At 67.3% G+C, this 7,390-nt stretch carries 6 protein-coding genes; 3 read left to right on the top strand and 3 right to left on the bottom strand.

Annotation, left to right across the window (positions count from 1 at the left end; translation table 11 throughout):
• The first annotated feature begins 109 nt into the window (after positions 1-109).
• Complete coding sequence (locus G4D87_RS30160; RefSeq protein ID WP_163786155.1) at positions 110-1,027, top strand: ABC transporter permease; 918 nt, start codon at positions 110-112, stop codon at positions 1,025-1,027.
• Positions 1,024-1,932, top strand: coding sequence for an ATP-binding cassette domain-containing protein (locus G4D87_RS30155; RefSeq protein WP_163786154.1), 909 nt, complete (start codon positions 1,024-1,026; stop codon positions 1,930-1,932). Before G4D87_RS30160 ends, G4D87_RS30155 begins: the two co-directional genes overlap by 4 nt.
• 28 nt (positions 1,933-1,960) lie before the next feature.
• On the opposite strand, the gene G4D87_RS30150 is transcribed toward G4D87_RS30155, so the two are convergent.
• Positions 1,961-2,191, bottom strand: a complete 231-nt coding sequence (locus tag G4D87_RS30150) for a sulfurtransferase TusA family protein (RefSeq protein WP_163786153.1) — start codon at positions 2,189-2,191, stop codon at positions 1,961-1,963.
• Positions 2,192-2,387: 196 nt separating this feature from the next.
• On the opposite strand from G4D87_RS30150, the gene G4D87_RS30145 reads away from it, so the two are divergent.
• On the top strand, positions 2,388-4,364 hold the full coding sequence (locus G4D87_RS30145) for a DsbA family protein (protein WP_163786152.1): 1,977 nt from the start codon (positions 2,388-2,390) through the stop codon (positions 4,362-4,364).
• An 86-nt stretch (positions 4,365-4,450) separates the two neighbouring features.
• Here G4D87_RS30145 and G4D87_RS30140 read toward each other — a convergent pair whose 3' ends face one another.
• Together G4D87_RS30140 and G4D87_RS30135 are read right to left on the bottom strand one after the other, a co-directional pair.
• Positions 4,451-4,846: a RidA family protein gene (locus G4D87_RS30140; RefSeq protein WP_174256994.1), complete on the bottom strand. Its 396-nt coding sequence runs from the start codon at positions 4,844-4,846 to the stop codon at positions 4,451-4,453.
• A gap of 70 nt (positions 4,847-4,916) precedes the next feature.
• Positions 4,917-7,139, bottom strand: a complete 2,223-nt coding sequence (locus tag G4D87_RS30135; protein WP_163786151.1) for a RelA/SpoT family protein — start codon at positions 7,137-7,139, stop codon at positions 4,917-4,919.
• Positions 7,140-7,390: the final 251 nt, after the last annotated feature.

Below are 7,390 nucleotides of genomic sequence, written 5' to 3'. Positions count from 1 at the left end.
TCTCCGGGGGGTGAGCGGCATCCGGATCCTACCGGCTGGGGGCGCGCTGTCCACGGACGCCCCCCCGGTCGCTTCCGCCCCTCGCTGAAATCAGAAACTTGGCGGAGGGGTGTGCAACTCCGCTAGGTTCGCCCACACTTTGGACGGATTGAAAGAAACGGTGGTCATCTGGAGCGCCGAGCTCCGCCGGGCCGTGCGCAGTGGCCGGACGGTGGTGCTGCTCGGCCTCTACAGCATGTTCTCCGCGTTGGTGCTGCTGGTGGTCGGCTGGCTCGCGGGAGAAGTCCGCGGCGCCGTCGCCAAGCAGTTGGAGGGCGCTGGGGCGGACGCGAGCGCCTCCGTGCAGATCAACGAGGAGATGCGCAAGGGCGTGCTGGGCTTCCTCACCAGCAACGACTCCGCGATGATCGAGGCCCTGGCGCAGGTGCCGCTGGAGGTGTTGATCGTCTTCAAGATCACCCTCTTCTTCCTGCCCGCGTACATCGCGCTGATGGGGTTCGACCAGATCAGCGGTGAGGTGGGCCCGCGCTCCATGCGCTACCTCACGGTGCGCGCGCGGCGCTCGTCGGTGCTGCTGGGCAAGTTCCTGACGCAGGCGACGCTGCTGCTCGGCCTGGTGCTCATTATCGACCTGGCCATCTTCGTCTACGCCCGCGTGGCCAACCCGGACTTCAGCTTCGCCGCCGTGGCGCTCAACCTGCTGAAGTTCTGGCTGGCGGCCATCGTCTTCTCGCTGGCCTACGTGGCCCTCACGACGCTGTGCTCCAGCCTGTTCCGGTCGCCAGCGGTGAGCCTGGTCTTCAACTTCATCCTGCTGTTCGTCTTCTGGCTGATGGACACCATCGGCCGGGCGTCGGGGGACACGGGCAACCTGCGCTTCCTGCGCTACTTGTCGCCGTCGTACTACGCCAGTGACCTGCTGCATCCAGGCCTGGCGCAGTTCGGCGCGAGCGGAGCCGCCTACGCGGTCTTCGCGTTCGTCTTCCTGATGGCGGCCTACGGCATCCTGCGCGCGAGGGACCTGTGAGCGACGTGGCCATTGAACTGTTCGGCGTCTCCAAGCGCTTCGGCCCCAAGGTCGCCGTCAACGGCGTCAGCTTCTCCGTGCCCAAGGGCGCGGTGTACGGGCTCATCGGCCCCAACGGCGCCGGCAAGACGACGACCTTCTCCATGATGTGCGGCTACCTCTACCCGTCCGAGGGCACGCTCAAGATCATGGACGTGGACCCCACCACCCCGGGCGCCCTCAAGGGCCTGCTGGGGGCGCTGCCCCAGGACGCGGTGCTGCCGCCCGGCTGGGAAGTGGGCGCGCTCTTGACGTACTGGGCGCGGCTGTCCGCCCTGGCCGACCCCGAGCGCGAGGCCCGCGAGGCCCTGGACAAGGTGGGCCTCATGGAGGCCTGGAACGTCCAGACGCAGGCGCTCAGCCACGGCATGGCCAAGCGCGCGGCCATGGCGCAGGCCCTCATGGGCAACCCGCCGCTGGTGCTGCTGGACGAGCCCACCGCCGGGTTGGATCCGCGCATCGCCGCCCAGGTGCGCCAGGTCATCCGCGACATGAAGGGCCGGCAGACGGTGGTGGTCTCCAGCCACAACCTCCAGGAGCTGGAGGAGCTGTGTGACGCGGCCGCCATCCTCGACAAGGGCACGCTCGCCCAGGCGGGGAGCATGAGTGAGCTCACCGGCCAGGGCGCCGAGTTCCGGGTCCAGATCGCCCGCGGCAGCGTCATCATCCCGGAGCTCACCGGGATGCCCCACGTCACGGACGCGCGCATGGAGAGCGACACCGTGCTGCGCGTGCGCTTCAGCGGCGGCGTGGCGCCCGAAGAGGTCATCAGCCAGGTGGTGCGTCACCTGCTGCAGCACGACGTCCTCATCCTGGGCGTCAGCCGCGGCCAGCGCCTGGAAGACCGCGTCCTGCAGATGCTCTGAAGCAAGGCGTGGGCTGGCGGCTGGCGGCTCAACCCGCCTTGCGCACCCAGCCCACGTAGAGCGCCTCCCGGCGCTCCATGCGAACCAGTGGATTCCCCGTAGCCTGACACCACGCGGGGAGGTCCGCCTCCAGCCCGCGATCCGTGGAGACGAGCTCCACGAGCGTCCCTGGCGCCAGGGCTCTCATGGCCTTGGCCAGCTCCAGGATGGGCATGGGACACAAGGCCCCCCGGGTGTCGATGCGCACGGCGACGTCCATGATCGAGACTCTGACGGAATTTTTACGAAGTCTCCCAAGTTTGGGGCCCCCTGAGGGGGCGCGCCTCCCTGGAGGGCCAGCGCGGCTTGCTTGCGCGTCTGGAATTCCCTCTGTTAAGACCGCCGCCCTCTGCCCTCGTTGAAAACCCGCTCGGGCCCACATTGCCGGCCCCATGGCGAAGGAGCAAGACCCACTCATGAAGCCCAATGTCATCGTGGCCCTGCTGGTCGGCCTGGTGCTCGGGTTCGTTGGCGGCCGCGTCACCACCGGCCCGTCCACGAAGTCCGAAGTCGCCAAGGCCGCACCGAACTCTCCTGCCGCCGCCCCAGCGCCGGGTGGACGCCGACCGGTGGATCCCACCGTGTTCAAGGTGCCCGTGGAGAACTCGCCCACCCACGGCAGCGCTGACGCGCTCATCACCGTGGTGGAGTTCTCCGACTACGAGTGCCCCTTCTGCAGCCGGGCGAACGTCACCATCGAGAAGCTGCAGGAGCAGTACGGCAAGAAGCTCCGCGTGGTGATGAAGCAGAACCCCCTCTCCTTCCACCCGCGCGCCAAGCCCGCGGCCATCGCCGCGATGGCGGCCGGCGAGCAGGGCAAGTACTGGGAGTACCACGCCAAGCTCTTCGCCAATCAGAAGAAGCTGGATGACGCGTCCCTGGAGCAGTACGCCAAGGACCTGGGCCTGAACATGGACAAGTGGAAGGCCGAGCTGGCCAACCCCAAGTTCCAGGACATCATCACCCGCGACCAGGCCCTGGCCAGCCAGCTGGGCGCCAGCGGCACCCCGGCCTTCTTCATCAACGGCCGCTTCCTGTCGGGCGCGCAGCCCATCGCCAACTTCCAGGCCCTCATCGACGAGGAGCTGGTCAAGGCGGAGAACCTGGTGAAGGGCGGCGTGCCCGCCTCGCAGGTGTACGCGAAGATCATCGAGAAGGGCGCCGAGCGCGCCGCGCCCAAGGCGCAGCAGCAGCAGCCCGCCGCCAAGGTCCAGAAGGTGGAGATCCCCTCGGACTCGCCCTCCTTCGGCCCGGCCACCGCCAAGGTGACCATCGTCGAGTGGTCTGACTTCGAGTGCCCCTTCTGCAGCCGCGTGGGCCCCACCCTGTCGAAGATCAAGGACGGCTACGCCAAGGACGTGCGCGTGGTGTTCCGTCACCAGCCGCTGCCCTTCCACGCCAACGCGAAGCTGGCCGCCGAGGCCTCCCACGCCGCGCACGAGCAGGGCAAGTTCTGGGAGTACCACGACAAGCTCTTCGCCAATCAGAAGGCCCTGGGCCGCCCCGCCCTGGAGAAGTACGCGCAGGAGCTGGGCCTGAACATGGACAAGTTCAAGGCCGCCCTGGATTCGGGCAAGTTCAAGGCGAAGGTCGAGGCCGACATGGCCGCCGGCAACGCCGTGGGCGCCAACGGCACCCCGACGTTCTTCATCAACGGCCGTGAGTTCGTCGGCGCGCAGCCCTTCGAGGCCTTCAAGCGCGTCATCGACGAGGAGATTGGCAAGGCGGACAAGCTGCTCGCCGCCGGCACCCGGCCGGAGGAGCTCTACGCGAAGCTGAACGCGGAGAACGTCGCCAACGCCCCGAAGGCGGCCGCCGCGGCCCCTGGCGCCCCCGCCGAGCCCCCGGTCCAGAAGGTGGACGTGGGCAACGCCCCGGTGAAGGGCAACAAGAACGCGCCCATCACCATCGTCGCCTTCTCCGACTTCGAGTGCCCCTTCTGCAGCCGCGTGGTGCCCACGCTGAAGCAGCTGGAGGACCAGTACGGCGGGAAGATCAAGGTCGCCTTCAAGAACCAGCCGCTGCCCTTCCACGCCAACGCCAAGCCGGCCGCCGCCGCCGCGCTGGCCGCGCACGAGCAGGGCAAGTTCTGGGAGTACCACGACAAGCTCTTCGCCAATCAGCGCGCGCTGGACCGCGCCTCGCTGGAGAAGTACGCGCAGGAGCTGGGCCTGAACATGGACAAGTTCAAGGCCGCGCTGGACCAGGGCAAGTTCAACGCGCAGATCGAGGCCGACATGGCGCAGGCGTCCAGCGTGGGCGCCAGCGGCACCCCGACGTTCTTCATCAATGGCCGCACGCTCGTGGGCGCCCAGCCCGTGGACGCGTTCAAGCGCGTCATCGACGAGGAGCTGAAGAAGAGCGGCAGCCCCACGGTGGCCGACTCGAAGTAGTCCCCGCCGGGGCCTCGGAGCCCTGACGCGACAAAGGCCGTCGGACGCCTCTGGGTCCGGCGGCCTTCGTCTTTCCAGCCGTCGCCTCAGGACACGGCGATGGCGTCAATCTCCACCTTGGAGCCACGCGGCAGCGCGGACACCTGCACGGTGGCGCGGGCCGGCGGCGCGCCGGTGAAGTAGCGGCCGTAGACTTCGTTCACCCGGGCGAAGTCGCCCAAGTCCGTGAGGAAGATGGTGCAGCGCACGACGTGGGAGAAGTCCAGCCCGCTGGCGGCGAGCACGGCCTTCAGGTTCTCCATCACCCGCTCCGCCTGCACGACGACGTCGCCCTGCACCATCTCCATGGTGGCCGGGTCCAGGGGAATCTGGCCGGAGAGGAAGGTCATCTTCCCGGCGTCCACCTGCACCGCCTGGGAGTACGGGCCAATGGCCTTGGGGGCCTGGTCGGAGTGGATTGCCTTGCGAGCCATGCGGCGCACCTCGGGGTGAGAGCGGCCCGAAGCGGGCCGCCGGGGTTTCCGGGCGCTCTACCACGAAAGGCGCGGGCGGTTAGATGCGCTCGACCGAGTAGACGCCCTGGAGCCGCTCGATGGTCCGCATCAGGTCCGTGAGCTGCTTGAGGTCGGAGATGGTGACCTCGAAGGTGTTCACCGCCCGGTCATCCCCGGTGGCCCGACAGTTGGCCTGGGAGATGTTGACGCCCTTCTTGGAGAAGGTGTTGGTGATGTCCGCCAGCAGGCCCGGCCGGTCCGCGGTGAGGACGCGCAGGGTGACGGGGCGCTTGAAGTCGCCCCGGACGTCCCACGACACGTCCACGCGCCGCTCGGGGTCCGTGGCCAGCGCCTTTTCACAGCCGACCGTGTGAACCGTGACGCCCCGCCCCCGGGTGATGAAGCCGGCGATGGGGTCTCCAGGGACGGGGTTGCAACACCGCCCGAAGCGCACGAGGACATCATCCACGCCGCCAATCTGCACGCCGCTGCGGCTGCTGCGGCCCACCAGCCGCTTCGCCAGGTCGGTGACGCGGGACAGGCCCGGCAGCACCGAGTTGCCCGCGCCCCCGGAGGACGCCGAGGCGGCGGTGTTGGCGTCCGAGCGAGCCCCCGCCTCCGCGGCGTTGAGCTTCTCCTGGGGGACGAGCCGGTGCGACAGCTGCTGCGGCGTCACCTTGCCGTAGCCGATGGCCACCAGCATGTCGTCTTCCACGCGGAAGCCCAGGTCCACGGCAACCTTCTTCATCTCACCGGACTTGAGCAACCGGTTGAAGTTGAGCTGGAAGCGCTTGAGCTCGCGGTCCACCAGCTCGCGCCCCAACTGCAGGCTCTTCTCGCGCTGCTGCTGCTTGATGAAGCCGCGGATGCGCTGCTGCGCCCGGCTCGTCTTGACGAAGGTGAGCCAGTCCTTGGACGGGTGCTGCTGGGGGCTGGTGAGCACCTCCACCGTGTCCCCGTTCTTCATCTTGTAGCGGAGCGGGACGATCTTCCCGTTCACCTTGGCGCCCACGCACCGGTTGCCCACGTCCGAATGGATGGCGTAGGCGAAGTCCACCGGCGTGGCACCGCGAGGCAGCGAGCGCACGTCGCCCTTGGGCGTGAAGACGAAGACCTCGTCGGTGAAGAGGTCCACCTTCACCGTCTCCAGGAACTCCTTCGGGTCCTTCAGGTCCTGCTGCCACTCCATCAGCTGCCGCAGCCAGGCGAACTTCTCGTCATCCTTGGAGATGACGGCCTTGCCCTCCTTGTACTTCCAGTGCGCGGCGATGCCTTCCTCGGCGATCTTGTGCATCTCCGCGGTGCGGATCTGCACCTCCACGCGCTCGCTGAGCGGACCGATGATGGTCGTGTGCAGCGACTGGTACATGTTGGGCTTCGGAATCGCGATGAAGTCCTTGAAGCGCCCCGGCACCGGCTTCCACATCTCATGCACCAGCCCGAGCGCCTCGTAGCAGGAGGGCGCGGCGGGCGCGATGATGCGAAAGGCGATGATGTCGTGGATCTGATCGAAGTCGATGCCCTGTGACTTGATCTTCTTGTAGATGCTGTAGACGTGCTTGAAGCGGCCGCTCACCTCGCCCTTCAGCCCGCGCTCGGCCAGCTTGGAGCGGATGAGGTCGCACGTGTCCTCGATGTACTTCTCCCGCTCCTTCTTGCGCTTGTTCAGCTTCTCCTGGAGCGCGAAGAACTCCTGCGGTTTGACGTAGCGGAAGCTCAGGTCCTCCAGCTCCGTCTTGATCCAGGAGATACCGAGTCGGTTGGCCAGCGGCGCGTAGATGTCCAGCGTCTCCTGCGCGATGCGGGCCTGCTTCTCCTCCGACATGTGGTCCAACGTCCGCATGTTGTGCGTGCGGTCCGCCAGCTTCACCAGGATGACGCGGATGTCCTGCGCCATCGCGATGATCATCTTCCGGAAGTTCTCCGCCTGCTTCTCCTCCTGCGACAGGCTGGCGGAGGCGGAGAACTTGGACAGCTTGGTGACGCCGTCTACCAGTTGGGCCACTTCCGAACCGAAGAGCTCCGTCAGCTCCTCCGCGGTGGCCAGCGTGTCCTCGATGGTGTCGTGAAGGAGTCCGGTGACGATGGACGCCTCGTCCAGCTTGAGCTCGCCCAGGATGCCGGCGACCTCGAGCGGGTGGACGAGGTAGGGCTCGCCTGACTTCCGGAGTTGACCCTGGTGGACCTTGGCCGAATAGACGTAGGCCTTCTTGATGATGTCCAGGTCGGGGTCGGGGTGGTACTGGGAAACCCGTTGGAGGATGTCGTTCAGGCGAATCATCGAATGAGGAGCAATCGTAACTTTGCACCAACGGAGGGGCAACGTTGCCCCACACCTGGACGTCACCTCCCTCCAGGACACCCCGGTTGGTGCGTTCGCTTTCGTTGACCCGGTGTTTTACGGCCCCGTAGATTCGCCTCCGCTCATGTCACAGCTCCTGCTGTCCTCCCTCGCCGTGGTCTGCCCGAACTGTGACGGGTACAACTCGCCTCGCTCGGCCGCATGTGCGCTCTGCGGCCAGGCCCTGGGCC

Origin of the sequence: Myxococcus vastator (genome assembly GCF_010894475.1) — a bacterium.
GTDB classification, from domain to species: Bacteria; Myxococcota; Myxococcia; order Myxococcales; family Myxococcaceae; genus Myxococcus; species Myxococcus vastator.
The sequence above is the reverse complement of the archived record's forward strand: the minus strand, read 5'-3'. Positions and strand labels throughout refer to the sequence as shown.